Genomic DNA, 21,349 nt, shown 5'->3' on the forward strand with positions numbered 1-21,349 from the left:
GGCTCCGGCGGCGGTCGTTCGCCGGCCGCGAACACTGGGCCGGATCCTTTGCACTCGATGGGGGCGAGTGCTAGAAAAGCGATTGGCACTCGGTTACCCTGAGTGCCAGCAAGACCCTGAATGAGAAGGTCGCTAGGTGAGGTGTGGATCCGACACGGTCCGCTCCGTCCGTCGCGGGCACCGATGCCGACCACATGCGTGTCACCCCATACACGGAGGATGATTCACCCCATGGCAAAGATGATCGCGTTCGACGAAGAGGCCCGGCGCGGCCTGGAGAGCGGCCTCAATCAGCTAGCCGACGCCGTCAAGGTCACCCTCGGCCCCAAGGGCCGAAACGTCGTGCTGGAGAAGAAGTGGGGCGCCCCCACGATCACCAACGACGGTGTTTCCATCGCCAAGGAGATCGAGCTCGAGGACCCGTACGAGAAGATCGGCGCGGAGCTCGTCAAGGAGGTCGCCAAGAAGACCGACGATGTCGCGGGCGACGGCACTACCACCGCCACCGTTCTCGCCCAGGCTCTCGTGCGTGAGGGCCTGCGCAACGTTGCCGCCGGTGCGAACCCCATGGGCATCAAGCGTGGCATCGAGAAGGCCGTCGAGGCCGTCACCGCGCACCTGATCGACTCCGCCAAGGAGATCGAGACCAAGGAGCAGATCGCCGCCACCGCCGGCATCTCCGCCGCTGACCCGGCCATCGGCGAGCTCATCGCCCAGGCCATGGACAAGGTCGGCAAGGAGGGCGTGATCACGGTCGAGGAGTCGCAGACCTTCGGCCTGGACCTCGAGCTCACCGAGGGCATGCGCTTCGACAAGGGCTACATCTCGCAGTACTTCATGACGGACCCGGAGCGTCAGGAGGCGGTCCTCGAGGATCCGTACCTGCTGCTCGTCTCGGGCAAGGTCTCCACCGTCAAGGATCTGCTCCCGCTGCTCGAGAAGGTCATCGGCGAGAACAAGTCGCTGCTGATCATCGCCGAGGACGTCGAGGGTGAGGCCCTGTCGACCCTCGTGGTCAACAAGATCCGCGGCACCTTCAAGTCCGTCGCCGTCAAGGCCCCGGGCTTCGGTGACCGCCGCAAGGCCATGCTGCAGGACATCGCCATCCTCACCGGTGGCCAGGTCATCTCCGAGGAGGTTGGCCTCTCGCTCGAGACCGCCGACATCTCCATGCTGGGCAAGGCCCGCAAGGTCGTCGTGACCAAGGACGAGACCACCATCGTCGAGGGCGCGGGCGACCAGGCCCAGATCGAGGGCCGCGTCAACCAGATCCGCGCCGAGATCGAGAACTCCGACTCGGACTACGACCGCGAGAAGCTTCAGGAGCGCCTCGCCAAGCTGGCCGGCGGCGTCGCCGTGATCAAGGCGGGCGCGGCCACCGAGGTCGAGCTCAAGGAGCGCAAGCACCGCATCGAGGACGCGGTCCGCAACGCCAAGGCCGCGGTCGAGGAGGGCATCGTCGCCGGCGGTGGCGTGGCCCTCGTCAAGTCCGAGACCGCCATCGAGGGTCTCGCGCTCGAGAACGAGGAGCTCACCGGCGCGAACATCGTGAAGTTCGCGCTGAGCGCCCCGCTCAAGCAGATCGCCCTCAACGCCGGCCTCGAGCCGGGCGTCGTGGCCGAGAAGGTCCGGGGCCTCCCCGGTGCCGAGGGCCTCAACGCTGCCACCGGCGAGTACGTCGACCTGCTGGTCGCCGGCATCAACGACCCGGTGAAGGTGACCCGCTCGGCGCTGCAGAACGCCGCGTCGATCGCCGCACTGTTCCTCACCACCGAGGCCGTCGTGGCCGACAAGCCCGAGCCCGCTGCTCCGGCGATGCCGGGCGGCGACGAGATGGGCGGCATGGGCTTCTGATCTAGCCAGAACCCCCGCGCACGCGACCGTCGTGGCCCCGCACCGGACCCGGTGCGGGGCCACGACGCATTTCCGAGGGCTGTGCGACACGGCCCGGGGGACGACGCAGCCGCCGGAGGTCTCACATTCTGGGCGTGCGGGTGTGGCCTTCGTCGGAACGAGAGGGCGGCGGCTGCCGGCCGACAGCTGTGGCGTTCATCTCAAAACCGACCGCAAAGTGCTTTGGTAACGAAAGATTTAAGATTAATTGTTGGTGTCGTGGTCGTGAACGGCACCAAGCGCGACGTGTGAGGCGCCCGCTGCCAGCAAGGTGAGCCTAGCTTTGCGTCGCTGCGCGCCGGTTAAACTCCCAGCTAGGGCGCTACCTGAGACTTTTATTAAGACGGCGGTTTAGGTCACATGTTTAGCTCGGGGAATGTATTGTTATCGGGAGCCGGCGACGAGATGAAGGTCACAATTGACTCTGGATTCGCTCAGTCTATTCTGGCCTTGGTCCCGGAACGTGGGGCTCGACGGGCCCCGGGGACCGGGGCGCAACAATAAAGGGAGATACACATGCCTGACTTCAGTGCGATCAGCGACCTCATCGGTGCCGTGAAGGACGTCCTCGACGGCGTCATCGGTTTCGCCGGCTCGGTGGGTGGCGACGGCGTCGAGACCATGCTCGGGCTCCTCGGCAGTGTCGATATTGAGCCCCCGGCTGCCGAGTGACCTTTCGGTCGCAGCGCCCCTGAAGGGCACCCCGCCCCGGCTGCGGCGTAAAGCAGCCATCCCCCACACTTTGGCACCGGGTATCCCCGGGCCGCATCCAGCAAGGAGAACATCATGGGTATTGAGCTCGGTTCGCTCAAGGGCATCGTCGGCGAGGACGGGGCCTTCGGCCTCCTCAGTGACCTCCTCGGCAACATCGGCAACTTCGTCGATGCTGCGGACTACTTCACCGGTGAGGACTTCCAGGAGGCCATCGCCGGCGGTTTCATGAAGTGAGCTGACCTCGTCAGCCGGTGAGGGCGTCGGGAGCGATCCCGGCGCCCTCGCTGTATTTGCACGCTTCTCGGGTAAATGTTGGACGCGCCGACAAGGTCTCGACCTGCGAGCCCGTGAAGATGTATAGGGATTTGCTCATTAATGTAACGGCCGTGCGTCACTGGTCGATACTGTGGACGTGAGCCTCGCGGAGGACCACCTGAGTTTCTGTGACCAGAACGGATATGGAAGTCTCAGGCCAGACTCCGCAGGCGAAACGCCCAGTCCCCGGATCGCCCGAACGGTATTCGAGTTATCAGTTGGGGCTTGTGTGACTGATGGGAAAAGGGTTAACTCTTCGCTGAGAAAACTCTGACCCGGGTCTGTCTGAGAACAAACGAGAAGTAAGGCGACAAAGAATATGCGTTCAGTGAAGAGGATCGGCACGAAGGTCGGCGCAGCGGCCATCGCCGCCGCCATGGTTCCCGTCGTCGCCACGGGCACGGCCCAGGCGCAGGGTGGCACGATCAACTACACCAAGGCCACCGCCGAGAACCAGGTCGTCGAGACCGAGCTCTCGGACGGTCGTCTCATCGTGTCCGTGTGGTCGCCCTCCATGGAGCAGGAGGTGCCGAACATTGTCCAGAAGCCGCGCGACGGTAACGCCAAGGCGCCGGTGCTCTACCTCGTCAACGGCGCCGGTGGTGGCGAGGACTCGGCCACCTGGCAGGCCCAGTCCAACGTCAAGGACTTCATGGCCGACAAGGACGCCTGGACCGTCACCCCCATCGGTGGCGCCTTCTCGTACTACACCGACTGGTGGAACCCGGACCCGAACGTCCAGACCCGCTACGCCAGCGACACCAAGCCGATGAAGTTCGAGACCTTCCTGGCCAAGGAACTCCCGGACGCCTTCGAGGGGCACTACGGCGGTAACACCGGAAAGGACCGCGGGCGCGGCCTGGCGGCCATCTCCATGACCGCCACCTCGGTGCTCACCATCGCGCAGAAGCACCCGGGCCGCTTCCAGGCCATCGGCTCCTACTCGGGCTGTGCCGAGACCTCCACCCCGATCGGCCACGAGTTCATCAACATCGTCACCGGCATGCGTGGCGGCGCCAACCTGGACAACATGTGGGGCCCGTTCCCGGGCGAGCCCAAGGTCGGCACCAACAGCTGGTACGACAACGACCCGGTCTGGGGCGCCTTCCGCTTCGTCGAGCAGCGCGACAACGGCACGCTGCCCGCCATGTTCATCTCCACCGGTAACGGCCTGCCCGGGCCGCACGAGTCGCTCGAGAACTGGCGCCTCAAGAACTCGGTCCCGGCCCTGGCCAACCAGGCCATCGTCGGCGGCATCATCGAGGCGGCCACGCAGTACTGCACGGCCAACCTCGCCCGTCGCTTCAACGAGCTGGGCATCCCGGCTCACTTCGACTTCGCGCCCAACGGCACGCACTCGTGGGGCTACTGGGAGGACGATCTCGCGCAGTCCTGGCCGATGCTCGGTAACGCCATGGGCGCCCGCTGGGGTGCGATCTGATCAGTTGACCTGCGCACCGCGCACGTCTGACGGACCCCGCTTCACCCGTTACGGGTGGGGCGGGGTCTTTCGTCGTCCGGACCGTCTGACCGACCGGGCTGGCGGTCGGTGGTGACCGTGACGTGCATCGTCCTCCGTTGATCGGGCATTCTGTACAGATGACCAAGAGCGATACCCCGCACCGGATCGAACTGCGGCACCCTGATGGCAGCACCAGTCCGCTGCTGATCGTCCGCGCCGCGGAGCGGGACGAGCGACGCCCCGCCGTGCTGGTCCTGCCCGGGATCGCCGTCGGTGCCCGGTACTACCTCCCGCTCGCGCGTGCTCTCGCGGAGCACGGTGTGGACGTGGCGATCACCGAGCTGCGTGGCCAGGGCGAGAGCACGCACCGCATCGGGCGCGGGGGAGCGGCGGCCGGCTACCACGAGAGTGCGGGCGAGGACATCCCCCTGGCATTAGACGCCATGGAACGCGAACTCGGTGCCACGCGGGTCGTGCTGCTCGGGCACAGTATGGGCGCCCAGATCGGTGTCTACCACCTCGCACGGCAGGACCGGCGTGTCGTGGGACTGGCCGCCGTGGCCGCGCAGTCCCCGTATCACCGCGGTTTCCCCGACGATTTCCGGCGCAAGTTGCGGTTCGGCGCGTACGTCATGCCCGTGGTGGGGCGGGTGACCGGACACGTGCCGGGGCAGTTCTTCGGCGCCACCGGGCGCGTGCCAGTGGATCGGATCCGCGACTGGGCCAGGCTCGCCACCACCGGGGTCATGCAGCCCGAGCGCGCCGATCTGGACTACGTCGAAGGACTGTCGCGCGTGACGGTGCCGGCCCTGGCGGTGGTGATCGCGGACGACCACCTCGCCCCCGAAGGCGCCGCCCGCAACCTCCTGGCCATGCTGCCGTCGGCGCGCACGACGCTCGAGCGCGAGGACGAGGCGCTCGGGCACAACACCTGGGCGCGGCAGCCGGCCGAGATCTCGGCGCGGGTCCTCGCGTGGATCGACCGTGAGGTCGTCGGCGGCGGGGCGCCGGTGGACCCGGGTGCCACATCGGTGAACCCGACGACGACTACGACGACTACGACGACGTCAGCCGACGCCTGAAGAACTCGTAGGTGAGGACCGCTTTCCGGGCCTCCTGAGAATTGTCGGCGGCACCGGCGTGCCCGCCCTCGACGTTCTCGTAGTACTCGACCGCATGTCCGGCCGCCTCGAGCGCGGCCGTCATCTTGCGGGCGTGCCCCGGGTGGACTCGGTCGTCCCTCGTCGAGGTGGTCATGAGCACCGGCGGGTACCGCACCTCCGAGGCCGGCCGGACGTGCTGGTACGGCGAGTACAGGCCCAGGAACTCGTCCCAGTCGGAGGAGTCGGGGTCGCCGTACTCGGCCATCCACGATGCCCCCGCGAGCAGGAGGTGGTACCGCTTCATGTCCAGAAGTGGGACCGCGATGGCCAGTGCCCCGAACAGCTCCGGGTAGCGGGTGAGCATCACTCCCATGAGCAGCCCGCCGTTCGAGCCGCCAGTGGCGCCGAGTTGGTCGCGCGTGGTGACGCCCGTGTCGACGAGCGCCCGCGCGACGGCCGCGAAGTCCTCATACGCGCGGGGGCGCTTCTCGCGCACCGCGGCCTGGTGCCACGACGGGCCGTACTCGCCGCCGCCCCGGATACCGGCCACCACGTAGACGCCGCCGGTCTCGAGCCACAGCGCACCGCGCAGCGCCGCGTACGACGGGCGCATCGACACGTTGAACCCGCCGTAGCCGTAGAGGATCGTGGGCCGCGGTCCGTCGCCGCCGGGACCGCGCATGACCGTGTACGGAACTTCTGTGCCGTCGTCACTCACCGCGACGTGGCGGGAGACCGCGATGCCGGAGGTGTCGAAGCGGTCGGGGGTCGAGCCAAGAGTCTCCGTGGAGCCGTCGGCGCGGAGGAGGACCAGGGACGGCGGCACGATGGGCCCGGACACCGCGAGCACCGCGTCGTCGGGGTGGGGGGTCGCACCGGCGCTGGCGCCTGTGCTCGTGCCGGTGCCTGCGTGACGATCGAGGGAGAGCACGTCGATCGACACGTGCTCGGGCAGGCCCTCGACGGGCAGGCGTCGCCATTGGGTGGGGGCGCGCGTGGGGGAGGTGGCGTCGGCGTCGGGAATCGCACTGGTACCGGGGCCGGCATCGGTATCAGGGCCGGAACCGGGGATGGCGTACGCCTCGAGTCGTGACTCGGTGTCGTCGAGAATCGTGAGCAGCACGCGCCCACGACCCCATGAGACGTCCTCGACCGTGGTGGACGGGGTCGGGGTGAACAGCACCGTCGGCGCGGGCAGGGCGGTGGGATCGGCATCGACCGCGGACCACGGCACGACCAGCACCGAGCCGCCCGGGTAGGTGGCCCCCGCGAGGTCGATGTCCGTCCGCGGCTGCAGGACCAACCACTGCCCGCTCATCCCCACGCGGCAGTCCTCGGGCACCGGTATCCGCGTCGGCTCCTCCGATACCGGATCGCCGCCCGGGCGCCAGAACCACTCCTGGGACGTATGGAAATCGGGAGAGCGGCTCGCGACGAGACGACCGGTGTCGAGGTCGTACCCGATGCCGACGGCGACGTCGTCGTCGTTCCCCTCGAAGATAACCGCCCCGTCCACGGGCGCGGTACCGCGTCGCCAGACCCGCGCCACACGCGCGTACCCCGAGCTGGTCGCATCGGACCCGTCCTCCGCCAGGGGCGCCGCCAGCGCCAGGGTGTCCCTGTCCAGCCACGACACCGAACACTTGACCTCTGGCAGGTGGAAGCCGCCCTCGGACGCCGGCACGAAGCGGCGCTCGAGCAGGTCGAACTCGCGCACCTCCACCGCGTCGGCGCCGCCCCGGGACAGGCGGATCAGCGCGCGGTCATCCTCAGGGCGCCGCACCACGGTCCCCGCGTAGACCCAGTTGACGCCCTCGGCCTCGGCGAGCGCGTCCACGTCGATGAGGGTCTCCCACGCGGGATGGTCGAACGCGGGCGCCCCGCCCGCGAGAACTGACCACGGCACCCGCCGCCACAACCCCCGTGGGTGATCGCGGTCCTTCCACACGTTGTACGCGTACCCGCCCCGCAGGACCGGCCACGCGATGCGATCCGTGGCGTCCAGGATCTCCAGCGCGCGGGTGTGCGAGGCCTCCGCGTGGTCGCCCGAGGCGAGGTCGGCCACGGTGGCGTCACTGCGCTCCGTGACCCACGCGAGGGCCTCGGGACTGTCGACGGCCTCGAGGTGGAGATACGGGTCCTGCTGAGCGGAAGGGGTCATACCCACGATGATGCCGTGAACTCCGGCGGGTGTCCGCGAGCGGCCGGTGACGCGCGGCGCGGGTGATCGGCCTCGCCCTCAGCGTGGCCTCAGACGAAAACCACTCAGGGTCTTGTTAGCCGGACGCTCGCTAAGTAACATCCCATGTCAGCGGGGGTCGTCTGACCCGGCCATTCTCGACGGGGTTTCGAGGATGAACACGATAAATGGAGAATCACTAATGGGTTCCATCACCGACATCTTCAGCGGCATCTCCGAGGGCGGCTCCGCCGACGGGGGCAGCTCCACCACGAACATCACCGACCAGATCGCCGAGGCCATCGGCGACGCCGTCGCCACCCTCCTGAAGTCGGTCCTGGGCAACATGTCCTGAGTCCTCCTCGCGAGCCCTGACGCCGCCGCTCCCCCCGGGAGTGGGCGGCGTCAGTCCATTTCGGGTGTCTTCCTCCCCGCATCGGGTGACCCTGCCCCCCGGATGCGCATACCCTGTGTGTCGTGGCTGACACTCATTTCGATCTCATCGTCCTCGGCGCGGGCCCCGGTGGCTACGTCGCCGCCATCCGTGCCTCACAGCTCGGCCTCAAGGTGGCCGTGGTCGAGGAGAAATACTGGGGCGGCGTGTGCCTCAACGTGGGCTGTATCCCCTCCAAGGCGCTCCTGCGTAACGCGGAGCTCGCCAACACCGTCCTGCGCGACGCCAAGACGTTCGGCATCTCCGGTGACGTCTCCTTCGACTTCGGTGCCGCCTTCGACCGCAGTCGCAAGGTCTCGGACGGCATCGTCAAGGGCGTCCACTTCCTCATGAAGAAGAACAAGATCACCGAGATCAACGGGTACGGCACGTTTGTCGACGCCAAGACGATCGAGGTCGAGGGCACCGAGTACACCTTCGACAACTGCATCATCGCCTCCGGCTCCGTCGTCAAGACGCTGCCCGGGATTGAGCTCAGCGACAACGTCGTCAGCTACGAGGAGCAGATCCTCTCCCGCGACCTGCCGAAGTCCATCGTGATCGTCGGCGCCGGCGCGATCGGCATGGAGTTCGCCTACGTCATGGCCAACTACGACGTCGACGTGACGATCGTGGAGTTCATGGACCGCGTCCTGCCGAACGAGGACGAGGAAGTCTCGAAGGAGATGGTCAAGCACTACAAGAAGCTCGGCGTGAAGCTCCTCACCGGGCACAAGACCACCGCGATCACCGACAACGGCGACTCGGTCGAGGTCGCGATCGAGAAGAACGACGGCGGCGAGACCCAGACGCTGACCGTCGACAAGGTGCTCATGGCCGTCGGCTTCGCCCCCCGCGTCGAGGGTTTCGGCCTGGAGAACACGGGCGTCGAGCTCACCGACCGCGGTGCCATCGCGATCGACGACCACATGCGCACCAACGTCGACGGCATCTACGCGATCGGCGACGTCACCGCCAAGCTGCAGCTCGCCCACGTGGCCGAGGCGCAGGGCGTCGTCGCGGCCGAGACCATGGCCGGCGCCGAGACCCAGACGCTCGGCGACTACCGCATGATGCCGCGGGCCACGTTCTGCCAGCCGCAGGTCGCCTCGTTCGGTCTGACCGAGGCGCAGGCCAAGGACGAGGGATTCGACGTGAAGGTCGGCAAGTTCCCGTTCTCCGCCAACGGCAAGGCCCACGGGCTCGGCCATGCGGTGGGCTTCGTCAAGGTCGTCGCCGACGCCACCCACGGAGAGCTGCTCGGTGCCCACCTCATCGGCCCCGACGTGTCCGAGCTTCTGCCGCAGCTGACGCTGGCGCAGATGTGGGACCTCACCGCCGAGGACATCGGCCGCAACGTCCACACCCACCCGACGCTGTCCGAGGCCATGAAGGAAGCGGTCCACGGCATCGCCGGGCACATGATCAACCTGTAGTCCGACCGGCCGGGCCGGTGGGCAAGGGCGGCTAGCCGGGCCGGTGGACCCAGGGCCGGCTGGGTCAGTGGGCCCAGCTGGTCGCCGGGCAAGGGACCGCGAGCCGGCACCTCCGTCGTGGAGGTGCCGGCTCGCGGTCTGTCGGTCGTGTGGGGCGGCGGTTCGCTGTTACTCGGCCTTGAGGAGCTTGACCATCTGGGCCATGTAGATCGCGTCCAACGCGCCGGCCGCAGTCGGCAGGACCGGGTCGGCCTGCGGGTCGTTGCCACGGGCCGCGTACTCGACACTCACGGTGGTGTCGCGCGCGTAGCCGTGGATGGCGATGGCGCGGTTGAGCTGCTTGGTGCCGTCCGGCTGCGTGGTGATGAAGTCGCTGATGACGCGGAAGCCCTCGGCGCCCTCGACCTCGGGCGCGTCCTCGACGGTCATGACCAGCTCGACGTTCGGGTTGGCGACGCTCTTGGAGGTCTTGCAGGCCTCGTACAGGGAGCGGTCCATGAACTCGTCGAGCTTCTTGCCGACCATGCCGACACCGAAGCGGTGCTCGGTCTTGTCGGCCTCGGACTGCTTGTAGCGGACCACGACGGTCGAACCCTCGGTGGTGGCGAAGTTCGAGACGGTCTCCAGGCGCGAGACCTTGTCGCACGCCGGATCCTCCATGAGCTGCCGGCCCTGGTCGGCGACCAGCTTGTCGACACCCTCCTGCAGCATCGTCGGCTCGATGACCTGCACGACTCCGCCGCCCGGGGCGTCGCCCTCGGCCAGGATCCGCTCGGAGACGGGCACCGTGGGGGCCGGGGCGGAGGACGATGCGGACGAGGTGGTCTCGCCGTTGCCGGACTCCGGGGCGTCCCCGTCGGAGTCGGACGAGCAGGCCGTGAGCGTGGCCGCCGTGACCAACGCGAGTCCGGCGATCGCGACACGTCGGGGGGTACGGGTGCTCAGTCGCATCTCTCTCCTTCAATAACGTGGTTCCTCATATAGTGCCACCGCTGGCCTCCGCGCTGTGAACCCCGCCCCGCCGGGCGCCGAGGTCGCGGCGTGCCCGGCGGCGGTGATCCGAGGTCGCGGCGTGCCCGGCGGCGGTGATCCGACGTCGCACGAGCGCTGTCCCGCGGTGTACCGGGCGCCGTCCCCGCGGTGTCCCGGCCGTCGGAGGTGCGATTTCGGCGAGGGTTGAAGCGAGGGATAACACGACTGACATGAGGCGTCGGACACGGACGGGGGAATCGCCATCCGGAGGTTCTCGATGAACCGCGCCGCATGTGGCTACCCTTGGTGCGTCACGAGACGAGCCTGACCGCACCGCGGACTATGCACCGCAGACCTCGCAGTGCAGATCTCACCCCGCAGACCCCACCCCGGAACCCGGAAGCTAGGACGCCACATGAACCACGACGGCGTCGAGGCCATCCTCCTCGACCTCGATGGAGTGATCACCCCCACCGCCGAGAAGCACATGCAGGCGTGGAACCGGATGTTCACCGCGTACTTCGCCGACCGCGGGGTCGAGCCCTACTCGGACGAGGACTACTTCCGGTACATCGACGGTAAACCCCGCGCCGAGGGGATCGTGTCGATGCTCGCCGCGCGCGGTCTCACCCTGCCCACGGGGGAAGAAGTAAAGGTCGACGACGACAACGCCGCGGACGCCGACACGGTGGCCGGACTCGGGGAGCGCAAGAACCGCATCTTCATGGAGCTCCTCGCCGAGGGGATCGAGGCGTACCCCGGATCCGTCGCCTACCTCGACTGGCTCCGCGACAACGGGATCGCCTCCTGCGTGGTCTCGAGCTCCAAGAACGCAGTTGCCGTGCTCACGGCCGCGGGGCTGCGTGACCGCTTCGAGGTGATCGTCGACGGGATGGTCGCCGCGGCCGAGGGGATCGCCGGGAAGCCGAAGCCCGACACGTACCTCCGCGGGGCACAGCTCCTCGGGGTGCCCCCCGAGCGGTGTGTGGTGGTGGAGGACGCGGTCTCCGGTGTGCAGGCCGGCGCCGCCGGCGGGTTCGCCCATGTCGTGGGCGTGGATCGCGGGGCCGGCGCGGAGATCTTGTTGGGGGAGGGAGCCGACGTCGTCGTCGTCGACCTCGCCGATCTCATCCCCGACACCGGCACGGACACCGTCACCGACGCCGACGCCGACACCGGCACCGACGCCGACACCGGCACGGGTCCCGGCACCGGCACGGGCCACGACACGGTCACAGACACCACGACGAAGGGCGAGCGCGCATGACCCCCGTCTCCCCGGGGCGCGGCCCCGCCCACACCACCACCGGACAGTCCGTGCCCGGCAACATCCGCACCACCTACGGCGTGAACCTCCGCAGCCACCTCGAGGTGCCGGAGATCAACCGCTCCACCCACCCCGTCGATCCGTGGCGCTGGGTCGAGACCACCCCCAAGGCCAGCCCGCTCGGCGTGGCCGAGACCCAGTTCGCCGTGGGCAACGGCTACCTCGGCATGCGCGGCAACCCCGAGGAGGGGCGCAACTCTCGCCACCACGGCACCTTTGTCAACGGCTTCCACGAGACGTGGCACATCCAGCACGCCGAGGACGCGTTCGGACTCGCGCGCGAGGGCCAGACCGTGGTCCAGGCACCCGACACCAAGACCATCCGCGTGTACGTCGACGACGAGCCGCTGCGCGTCACCGCCGCCGACCTCGAGCACTACGAGCGCAGCATCGACTTCCGCGACGGCATCCTGCGGCGCGAACTCGTGTGGCGCACACCGGCCGGCAAGAAGGTCGTCCTGCGCACCTCGCGCATGGTGTCGATGGTCGAGAAGCACCTCGCCGTGATGACCCTCGAGGTGGAGCTGCCGGAGGAATCGGCGCCCGTGGTGATCGTCTCCGAGGTGCTCAACCGCCAGGACGGCGAGGACGAATACCACACCACCGACGACCTGCCCGCCGGCTTCGACCCCCGTCGCTCCGAGGGATTCGACCACCGCGTGCTGCAGACCGAGGTGACCGAGTGCCAGCGCGGCTACCAGTCCCACGGGTACCGCTGCCGCAACTCCGGCATGACCATCGGCGTGGCCGTGGACCACGAGGTCGAGACCGTCGACGACGTGGCCATGAGCACCGACGTCAGTGACGACGCCTCCCGGGTCGTGTTCCACGTCCACGCCACCCCGGGCAGCCCTCTCAAGCTCACCAAGACCGCCGCGTACCACACCTCCACCAAGGTGCCGGCCCGCGAACTGGTCGACCGCTGCTCGCGCACCCTGGCCCGGGCCCGCGAACGGGGAGTGGCGGACCTGCACCAGTCCCAACGCGCGTGGTTCGACAACTTCTGGGACCTGTCGGACGTGGAGGTCGAGGGACCCGCGGAGACCCAGCAGGCGATCCGCTTCAACCTCTTCCAGCTCGCCCAGGCCTCCGCACGTGCCGAGGCCGCCGGGATCGCGGCGAAGGGGGTCACCGGCAGCGGCTACTCCGGCCACTACTTCTGGGACACCGAGACCTACGTCCTGCCGTTCCTCACCTACACGATGCCGCAGTTCGCGCGGAACGCACTGCGGTTCCGCTACGAGATGCTCGACAAGGCACGCGAGCGCGCCCGGTACCTGTCCGTCAACGGGGCGCTCTACCCGTGGCGCACCATCAACGGTGAAGAGGCGTCCGCCTACTACGAGGCCGGCACCGCGCAGTACCACATCAACGCCGACATCGCGCACGCCCTCGTCAAGTACATGTGGGCGACCGGCGACGAGGAGTTCATGGTCCGCGAAGGCGTGGACATCCTCGTCGAGACCGCCCGGATGTGGGTCTCGCTCGGGTTCTTCGCCGGCGACGGCGCGTTCCACATCCACGGCGTGACCGGGCCCGACGAGTACACCACCGTCGTGGACAACAACCTGTTCACCAACGCGATGGCGCGTTTCAACCTCATGGCCGCCACCATCGCGTGCAAGCGGATCGCCGACCTCGGCGACGGCCGGTGGGAGGGAATCTGCCAGCGGCTCGGCATCCGTGACGACGAGATCGACGAATGGCACCGGGCCGCCAAGAACATGGTGATCGCCTTCGACGAGGAACTGGGCGTGCACCCGCAGGACCAGGACTTCCTCGACAAGGAGGTCTGGGACCACGACCTGGACGAGCCGCGGCGGCCCCTGCTACTGCACTTCCACCCGCTGGTGATCTACCGGCACCAGGTCCTCAAGCAGGCCGACGTGGTGCTGGCGATGTTCCTGCGTGGCGACGAGTTCACCGAGGAGCAGAAGCGCGCCAACTTCGAGTACTACGACCCGTTGACCACCGGGGACTCGACGCTCTCGGCCGTGGTGCAGTCGATCATCGCCGCGGAGATCGGCTACTGCGACGAGGCGTTCGAGCACTTCTCCAAGGCGCTCGTCGTGGACCTGGCCGACGTGCACGGCAACGCCGCCGACGGCATCCACGTCGCCTCGACCGGCGGTGTGTGGTCCGGGCTGGTGAGCGGGTTCGGCGGCATGCGCGACTACCGCGGCGACATCTCGTTCGACCCCCGCGTCCCCGCGGCGTGGGACGCGCTGACGTTTCGGCTGACGGTCCGCGGCACGCACGTGCGGGTCCGCTGCACGCACCACGAGATCACCATCACCAACCTCAACGGCAGCGACTTCGGGTGCACCGTGCAGGGGCGGCCGGTGCGGGTGCCGGCCGGCGAGACCGTGGTCGAGGAGCTGGACGAGCGCGCGCGGGTCTGCATGCCCTGACCCGGCGGTCGCTGAGCAGCGCCGGCCGGGCCCGGTCAGCGGGGGACGTCGGGCTGGATACGCAGTGTGTGCAGGGCCGTGGCGAGACCGTCGTACTGGGCGATGAGCTGGACCAGCGCCACCAGCTGCGCCTCGTCCAGGTGCGTGCCGAGCTCGGCCCAGGTGTCGTCGGCGATGTCCTTGGTGCGGACCTGCTCGTCGACCGCGACCAACACGGCCCTGAGCCGGGGTGACCAGCCGGCCGTCGCGGGATCACGGGTGGTGCGGGCGATGTCGTCGTCGTCCAGTCCCACGCTGGCCCCGATCCGCTCGTGGTGAGCCCGCTCGTACGCGCTGCCCCGCACCCACGCGATGCGCAGGATCACCAGCTCGGTGGTGCGACGGTCGAGGATTCCGAACGGCATCATCATCCCCGAGTAGGCCAGCCAGGCCGGGAACAGGCGACGGGCGTGACCGAGGGTGGCGAACAGGTGGACGTCGCGCTTGCCGGTGACGCGGGCGCCGAGGCGGTTGACCGCCCAGCCGACCGGGCCGAGCTCGCGGAAACCGCCGGGGCGGATGCGGGGCGTGGCGGAGAGGGAAGGATCGGGCGCGGGGGTGTCAGTCGCGGGACTGTCGGGCGTGGGTGTGTCAGGCGTGGCGTCGGTGCTGTCGTGGGGCTGGCTCATGGCCGCAAGGGTAGGGCAGTGGACGCGCCGGGGGAGCCGGGTTCGTCGAGGAGATAAGGGGAGAGCGCCGAGCGGTGGGCGTCGACGGTCAAGGTCCGGTTGAGCGGTGGGAACGCACGCTGCGGACAGGCCGGGCGCTCGCACATCCGGCAGCCGGGCCCGATCTTGGTGGCGGCATCCACATCCCCCAGGTCCAACCCCTGCGAGTACACGGTGCGGTGGGCGTGGCGGGCCTCGCAGCCGAGGCCGATCGCGAAGGTCTTGCGCGACTGGCCGAAGCGCATCGGGCGGGTGGTGACGGTGCGCGAGACCCACAGGTGCAGGCGGCCGTCCGGGGTCTCGGCGAGTTGTCGCATGACCTTGCCGGGGAACGAGAACGTCTCGTACATGTTCCACAGCGGGCAGGTGCCGCCGGAGGTCGTGAAGTGCACGCCCGACGCGGACTGCCGCTTGGACATGTTCCCCGCGCGGTCGACCCGCACGAAACTGAACGGCACGCCCGCGGCGCCCGGCCGCTGCAGCGTCGACAGCCGGTGACAGATCGTCTCGTACCCCAGGGCGTGGAAGGTCATGAGGCGCTCGACGTCGTACCGGAAGTCCTCGGCGGTGTCGAGGAACCGTTCGTACGGCATGAGGACCGCGGCGGCGAAGTAGTTCGCCAGGCCACGCCGGGCGAGGTCGCGGCCGGCGGGGGAGCTGAAGGCCCCATCCGCGACCAGCTGCTCGAGCAGCTCGCCGTGCTCGAGGAACGCCAGCTCGGAGGCGACGCGGAAGGCCTGCTGCCCGGCGGTGAGGTGGGCGGACAGGTCGAGCCGGTGGTCATCGGCGGAGAACCGGTGCCACAGGCCGTCAGGCAGGTCGACCCGGCGTGAGACGTGGATGCCGTGCGTCTCGGAGAGCCTGTTCTCGAGTTCCGTACGGACATCGCCGCGGTTCATCCGGATGCGGTTGGTGAGTTCCTCGGCCGCGGTGTCGAGGGAGTCGATGTAGTTCTGCCGCTGGTAGAAGTAGTCGCGCACCTCCTCGTGGGGCAACGCCAGGGCTGTGTGGTCGACCTCCCCGGCGAGGGCGTTGCGGCTCTCGGTGAGTGCGGCCAGCAGATCTGCCGAGTTGCGGTAGCGCTGGTTGAGGACGGCGAACGCCCGGGCGAGGCGGGGATGCGCACGGACGAGATCGATCACCTCCGAGGCCGGGATGCCGGTCGAGACCTGGGGATCGGCCAGGGCCTCGGTCAGCTCGGCGATGAGGCGGGTGTCGGCATCCGAGGCGAAGAACGTCGAGTCGACGCCGTACACCTCCGACAACCGGGTCAGGACCCGCGAGGTGACCGGCCGGGTGTCCTTCTCGAGCTGGTTGAGGTAACTGGCGGACAGGCCGAGACTCTCCGCGAACGCGGCCTGGGTGAGGGCCTGCTCTTCGCGGAGTCGGCGGAGTCTCGATCCCATATGTGAGGGTGTCATCAGGTCTGTTCCTCCGGTCGCGTGGTGTGCCCCACATTCTTCGCAAAGTTTGCAAAAGAGGCAACGAAACTCGCGGAATTTGCACAAGTCGCAGGTAGACGCACTGCGGATGGTGTGGCATTCTTGCGTCGTACAGGATCACGGACTCGCAATAGTGCGAACTTGAGTCCGCCCCCGAGACAGGAAAGAGAGTCCATGTCGAACGTTGGTAAGGCACGTACCGCTGCAGAGATCCAGCAGGATTGGGACACCAACCCGCGCTGGAAGGGCATCACCCGCAACTACACGGCAGAGCAGGTCGCCGAGCTGCAGGGCTCCGTCGTCGAGGAGCACACCCTCGCCCGTCGTGGCGCGGAGATCCTCTGGGACAAGGTCAACAACAAGGACTTCGTCAACTCCCTCGGTGCGCTGACCGGTAACCAGGCCGTGCAGCAGATCCGCGCAGGCCTCGAGGCCGTGTACCTCTCCGGCTGGCAGGTCGCCGGCGACGCCAACCTCTCGGGCCACACCTACCCGGACCAGTCGCTGTACCCGGCCAACTCGGTCCCCAGCGTCGTGCGTCGCATCAACAACGCCCTGCTGCGTGCCGACGAGATCGCCCGCATCGAGGGTGACACCTCGGTCGAGAACTGGCTCGCCCCGATCGTCGCCGACGCCGAGGCCGGCTTCGGTGGCGCCCTGAACGCCTACGAGCTGCAGAAGGCCATGATCGCCGCCGGCGCCGCCGGTGTGCACTGGGAGGACCAGCTCGCGTCGGAGAAGAAGTGCGGCCACCTCGGTGGCAAGGTGCTCATCCCGACCCAGCAGCACATCCGCACCCTGACCTCGGCCCGCCTCGCGGCCGACGTCGCCAACGTGCCGTCCGTGATCATCGCGCGCACGGACGCCGAGGCCGCGACCCTCATCACCTCCGATGTGGACGAGCGTGACCAGGAGTTCATCACCGGCGAGCGCACCGCCGAGGGCTTCTACAACGTCCGCAACGGCATCGAGCCCTGCATCGCGCGTGCCAAGGCCTACGCCCCGTACGCCGACCTGATCTGGATGGAGACCGGCACCCCGGATCTCGAGTACGCCAAGAAGTTCGCCGAGGGCGTCAAGGCCGAGTTCCCGGACCAGCTGCTGGCCTACAACTGCTCGCCGTCCTTCAACTGGAAGGCGAACCTGGACGACGACACCATCGCCAAGTTCCAGAAGGAGCTCGGCGCCATGGGCTTCAAGTTCCAGTTCATCACCCTGGCCGGCTTCCACTCGCTCAACTACAGCATGTTCGATCTGGCCTACGGCTACGCCCGCAACCAGATGACCTCGTTCGTCGAGCTGCAGCAGCGCGAGTTCAAGGCCGCCGAGGAGCGTGGCTTCACCGCCGTCAAGCACCAGCGCGAGGTCGGCGCCGGCTACTTCGACCGCATCGCCACCACGGTTGACCCCAACACGTCCACCGCGGCGCTGAAGGGCTCCACCGAGGAGGGTCAGTTCCACTGACCCCTGGTCGGTCCGCAACGGACCGGCGATCATCGACCCCTGACGGGTCGATGCTCACCATGACGTGAATGATCCGGGGGCCGTGGCCGTCTCGATGAGACGACCCGGCCCCCGGAGTCGTCGGTACGACGTGGTGGGGGAGCGCGGCGACGCCGACAACGACGACGACGACAAGGCCGACGACGACAACGGCCACGACCACGACGACGGTAACGACGACCCCGCTGACGCCGCCCCTCTTCGACGAAAGGCACGAACGGATGAGTACGACTCACGACGCGACTGCCGACCAGGGGCGAATCACGCGCGTCGGCGTGGTCGGGGCGGGTCAGATGGGATCGGGCATCGCCGAGGTGTGCGCCCGGGCCCACGTCGACGTCCTCGTCTGGGAGTCGACCCGCGAGCTGGCGGCCGCGGGCCGGGGACGTGTCCTCGACTCGCTCGACCGTGGCGTCTCCTCGGGCAAGATCACCGAACGCGAACGCGACCGGGCCGCCCTGCGCCTGCGCTTCACCACCGATCTCGGCGACTTCGCCGACCGGCAGCTGGTGATCGAGGCGATCGTGGAGGACGAGGACGCCAAGACCGCGGTGTTCCGCGAGCTGGACTCGGTGGTCACCGACCCGCAGGCCGTGCTCGCCTCCAACACTTCATCCATCCCCATCATGAAGCTCGGCACCTGCACGACGCGGCCCGAGCGCGTGATCGGGATGCACTTCTTCAACCCCGTGCCGGTGCTCCCGCTCGTCGAGCTGGTGAGCACCCTCGAGACCGGGGACCGAGTCCGGGCCCGCGCGGAGCATTTCGCGCAGCAGGTCCTGGGCAAGCAGGTCATCCACTCCGCGGACAGGTCGGGGGCGGTGGTCAACGCGCTGCTCGTGCCGTACCTGCTCTCCGCCATCCGGATGGCAGAGTCCGGCTTCGCCACTCCCGAGGACATCGACAAGGCCATGGTCCTGGGCTGCGCGCATCCGATGGGACCGCTCTCGTTGGCCGATCATGTGGGCCTGGACACAGTCAAGGCGATCGCGGACTCGATGTACGCCGAGTTCAGGGAGCCCATGTACGCGCCGCCCGCACTGCTCATGAGGATGGTGGAGGCGGGCAGGCTCGGCAAGAAGTCGGGACACGGTTTCTTCCGCTACTCCGGCCCACGGGCGCTCGCACGCGTGGCACTCTGAGGTCTGTGTCGTCGGCGCATCTGTCATCCACGCGCGCCTCGAGCGTCCAGGGCTTCCCGCGGATCGGTCGCCGGCGGGAACTCAAGCGTGCGCTCGAGCGCTACTGGCACGGTGACGACACCCGCGCCCAACTGGAGGCGGTAGGTCGACGAATCCGCGACTCCACCTGGCACGATCTGCACGACGCCGGACTCACTCAGCTGCCGGGCAACACGTTCTCGTTCTACGACCACATCCTCGGCGATGCCCTGCTGATCGGCGCGGTGCCCGCGCGGTTCCGGGAGCTCACCGCCGGCCTGGCCCCGGTGGACACGGTGTTCGCGCTCGCCCGCGGCCGCGCCGATGTGTCACCGCTCGAGATGGTGCAGCTACAGGGCACGAGCTACCACTATCGCCAGCCCGAGTTCTCCGCGGGGATCGAGCTGGGTTTGCGGCCTGACTCCCTGGTCGACGAGATCGTCCGGGCGCAGGGGTTCGGATACGAGCTCCGGCCCGTGGTGACGGGGCCGGTGTCCCTGTTGCTGCTCAGCAAGTCGGAGTCGGGCGCTGATCCGGGTTTCACGCCCCTGGACGTGCTGGACCGCGTGCTGGAGCAGTACGAGGCGCTGCTGCGGGTCCTGGCCGGAGCGGGCGTGACGTGCGTGCAGTTCGACGAACCGTGCCTGACGGAGGAGCGCACGCCGGACGAGATCGAGGCCCTGCGGGGTGCGTACGCACGCCTCGCGTCGGTGGCCGAGCGCCCCCGCATCCTCGTGGCGGGCCCGTACGGGGACCTCGGTGACGCACTCCCGGCCATTGTCTCGACCGATGTCGAGGCGATCGGGCTCGACCTCGTCCGTGGACGACGTTCGGCGGCCGAGCTTGCCGCGGTTCCGGGAATGCGGGGCAAGCGCCTCTACGCCGGTGTGGTCGACGGCCAGAACGTCTGGCGCACAGACAAGTTCGCGACCCTGGACTACCTGCGCGACCTCAAGGCCGAGTTCGAAGATCTGGTCGTGACGACCTCGTGCTCCCTCTTGCACGTCCCGTACGACGTCCGTGTCGAGAACGGGCTTCCGGTGGAGCTGGCGGATTCGCTCGCGTTCGCCGACCAGAAGGTCGACGAGGTGGTGTCCCTGGCCGCCGCGCTCGAGGACGGGCCCACCCCGCGCTGGCGTCCGCTCCCCGCCCTGCCCAGCGCGCGTCGGGACGATGTGCGGGCCAGGACGGCCGGGGTCGACGACGACGACAGGGCGCGCAGCCCCTATCCCGAGCGCGCCGCCGTGCAGGCTGCCCGGCTCGGCCTGCCGGTGCTTCCCACGTCGACGCTGGGCTCGTTCCCGCAGACCGTACAGATCCGGCGGGCCCGTCTGGACCTGGCCGAGGGCCGGATCGACTACGACCGCTACCGGGACTACCTGCGCGCCGAGATCGCCGCGGTGATCCGACTGCAGGAGGACATGGGACTGGACGTCCTGGTGCACGGCGAGGTCGAGCGCAACGACATGGTGCAGTACTTTGCCGAGTTGCTCGACGGGTTCGCCGCGACCAGTCAGGGGTGGGTGCAGTCGTACGGCTCGCGCTGCGTACGACCGCCGATTCTCTACGGCGACGTGGCCCGTCCCGCGCCCATGACGGTGGAGTGGACCGGGTACGCGCAGTCGTTGACCAGTCGGCCGGTGAAGGGGATCCTCACCGGCCCCGTGACGATGTTGGCGAGGTCGTTCTGCCGCACGGATCTCGCGTTGCCCGAGGTTGCCACACAGCTGGCGTTGGTGATCCGCGACGAGGTCGCGGATCTCGAGGCTGCGGGGACCGCGATCATCCAGGTCGACGAGCCGGCGCTGCGGGAGTTGCTGCCCCGGCGCGGCGCGGACCGTCAGGCGTATCTCGACTGGGCGGTGGGCACGTTCCGGCTCGCCACCGCCGGCGCGGGGCCGCAGACGCAGATCCACACGCACCTGGGCTACTCGTCGCTGACGGTGATGACCGAGGCGATCGAGGATCTCGACGCGGATGTGACGAACATCGTCGCCACGAGGTCGATCGACTGGGTGCTCGACGCTCTGCAGGACCGCACACTCACGCGCCAGGTCGGCCCCGGTGTGTATGAGTCGCGTTCGGGGTTCGTCCCGGATATCGACCTGATGCACGAGCGCCTCCTCAAAGGGGTGGAGGCGGTCGGGGTCGATCGCCTGTGGGCGGTCCCTGACGGCGGGTTGAAGAGCCGGTACACCTGGCAGTTGGAGCCCAGTCTGCGGAATCTGGTGACCGCCGCGCGCCGGATCCGGCGGGCGATTGCCCGGGACTGCTGAGGGTCTAATAGGATCA

Annotated in this window: 16 protein-coding genes; 12 read left to right on the top strand and 4 right to left on the bottom strand. The window is 68.5% G+C overall.

Annotation, left to right across the window (positions count from 1 at the left end):
- Positions 1-231: 231 nt before the first annotated feature.
- The 5 genes from groL to OPF83_RS06720 all read left to right on the top strand — a co-directional run bounded on the left by groL (position 232) and on the right by OPF83_RS06720 (position 5,466).
- Positions 232-1,854: a chaperonin GroEL gene (groL, locus tag OPF83_RS06700; RefSeq protein ID WP_264886506.1), complete on the top strand. Its 1,623-nt coding sequence runs from the start codon at positions 232-234 to the stop codon at positions 1,852-1,854.
- Positions 1,855-2,409: 555 nt separating this feature from the next.
- Complete coding sequence (locus tag OPF83_RS06705; protein WP_264886507.1) at positions 2,410-2,565, top strand: hypothetical protein; 156 nt, start codon at positions 2,410-2,412, stop codon at positions 2,563-2,565.
- A 114-nt stretch (positions 2,566-2,679) separates the two neighbouring features.
- On the top strand, positions 2,680-2,841 hold the full coding sequence (locus OPF83_RS06710) for a hypothetical protein (protein ID WP_264886508.1): 162 nt from the start codon (positions 2,680-2,682) through the stop codon (positions 2,839-2,841).
- A gap of 400 nt (positions 2,842-3,241) precedes the next feature.
- Positions 3,242-4,363 (top strand): alpha/beta hydrolase family protein, encoded by a 1,122-nt coding sequence (locus OPF83_RS06715; protein WP_264886509.1) that lies wholly within the window; start codon positions 3,242-3,244, stop codon positions 4,361-4,363.
- Between the two features lie 158 nt (positions 4,364-4,521).
- A complete protein-coding gene (locus OPF83_RS06720; RefSeq protein WP_264886511.1) occupies positions 4,522-5,466 on the top strand; it encodes an alpha/beta fold hydrolase in 945 nt (314 codons plus the stop codon).
- On the opposite strand, the gene OPF83_RS06725 is transcribed toward OPF83_RS06720, so the two are convergent.
- A complete protein-coding gene (locus OPF83_RS06725; RefSeq protein WP_264886513.1) occupies positions 5,441-7,648 on the bottom strand; it encodes a prolyl oligopeptidase family protein in 2,208 nt (735 codons plus the stop codon). The two genes, OPF83_RS06720 and OPF83_RS06725, sit on opposite strands and share 26 nt — an antisense overlap.
- A gap of 220 nt (positions 7,649-7,868) precedes the next feature.
- On the opposite strand from OPF83_RS06725, the gene OPF83_RS06730 reads away from it, so the two are divergent.
- Both OPF83_RS06730 and lpdA read left to right on the top strand, forming a co-directional pair.
- Entirely contained in the window at positions 7,869-8,021 is a 153-nt protein-coding gene (locus OPF83_RS06730) for a hypothetical protein (RefSeq protein WP_264886514.1), read from the top strand.
- A gap of 122 nt (positions 8,022-8,143) precedes the next feature.
- Positions 8,144-9,535: a dihydrolipoyl dehydrogenase gene (gene lpdA, locus OPF83_RS06735; protein WP_264886515.1), complete on the top strand. Its 1,392-nt coding sequence runs from the start codon at positions 8,144-8,146 to the stop codon at positions 9,533-9,535.
- A 168-nt stretch (positions 9,536-9,703) separates the two neighbouring features.
- Here the strand turns inward: lpdA and OPF83_RS06740 are convergent, their stop codons facing one another.
- The gene (locus tag OPF83_RS06740; protein WP_264886516.1) at positions 9,704-10,486 is read right to left on the bottom strand and encodes a hypothetical protein; all 783 of its coding nucleotides are present in this window, start codon (positions 10,484-10,486) and stop codon (positions 9,704-9,706) included.
- Between the two features lie 436 nt (positions 10,487-10,922).
- Here OPF83_RS06740 and OPF83_RS06745 point away from each other — a divergent pair, with 436 nt between their 5' ends.
- A complete protein-coding gene (locus OPF83_RS06745) occupies positions 10,923-11,774 on the top strand; it encodes an HAD family phosphatase (RefSeq protein WP_264886518.1) in 852 nt (283 codons plus the stop codon).
- Entirely contained in the window at positions 11,771-14,245 is a 2,475-nt protein-coding gene (locus OPF83_RS06750; RefSeq protein WP_264886519.1) for a glycoside hydrolase family 65 protein, read from the top strand. The genes OPF83_RS06745 and OPF83_RS06750 overlap by 4 nt, the downstream gene beginning before the upstream one ends.
- A 35-nt stretch (positions 14,246-14,280) precedes the next feature.
- On the opposite strand, the gene OPF83_RS06755 is transcribed toward OPF83_RS06750, so the two are convergent.
- Both OPF83_RS06755 and ramB read right to left on the bottom strand, forming a co-directional pair.
- Positions 14,281-14,913, bottom strand: coding sequence for a carboxymuconolactone decarboxylase family protein (locus tag OPF83_RS06755; protein WP_264886520.1), 633 nt, complete (start codon positions 14,911-14,913; stop codon positions 14,281-14,283).
- Positions 14,910-16,373 (bottom strand): acetate metabolism transcriptional regulator RamB, encoded by a 1,464-nt coding sequence (ramB, locus tag OPF83_RS06760; protein ID WP_264886521.1) that lies wholly within the window; start codon positions 16,371-16,373, stop codon positions 14,910-14,912. Before ramB ends, OPF83_RS06755 begins: the two co-directional genes overlap by 4 nt.
- Before the next feature lie 195 nt (positions 16,374-16,568).
- Here ramB and aceA point away from each other — a divergent pair, with 195 nt between their 5' ends.
- From aceA to metE, 3 genes are all read left to right on the top strand, one after another.
- Positions 16,569-17,858: an isocitrate lyase gene (aceA, locus tag OPF83_RS06765; protein ID WP_264886522.1), complete on the top strand. Its 1,290-nt coding sequence runs from the start codon at positions 16,569-16,571 to the stop codon at positions 17,856-17,858.
- A gap of 260 nt (positions 17,859-18,118) precedes the next feature.
- The gene (locus tag OPF83_RS06770) at positions 18,119-19,039 is read left to right on the top strand and encodes a 3-hydroxybutyryl-CoA dehydrogenase (RefSeq protein WP_264886523.1); all 921 of its coding nucleotides are present in this window, start codon (positions 18,119-18,121) and stop codon (positions 19,037-19,039) included.
- Positions 19,040-19,059: 20 nt separating this feature from the next.
- A complete protein-coding gene (metE, locus tag OPF83_RS06775) occupies positions 19,060-21,333 on the top strand; it encodes a 5-methyltetrahydropteroyltriglutamate--homocysteine S-methyltransferase (protein WP_264886669.1) in 2,274 nt (757 codons plus the stop codon).
- Positions 21,334-21,349 lie beyond the last annotated feature (16 nt).

It is taken from the genome of Dietzia sp. NCCP-2495, from assembly GCF_026011735.1.
GTDB lineage: Bacteria > Actinomycetota > Actinomycetes > Mycobacteriales > Mycobacteriaceae > Dietzia.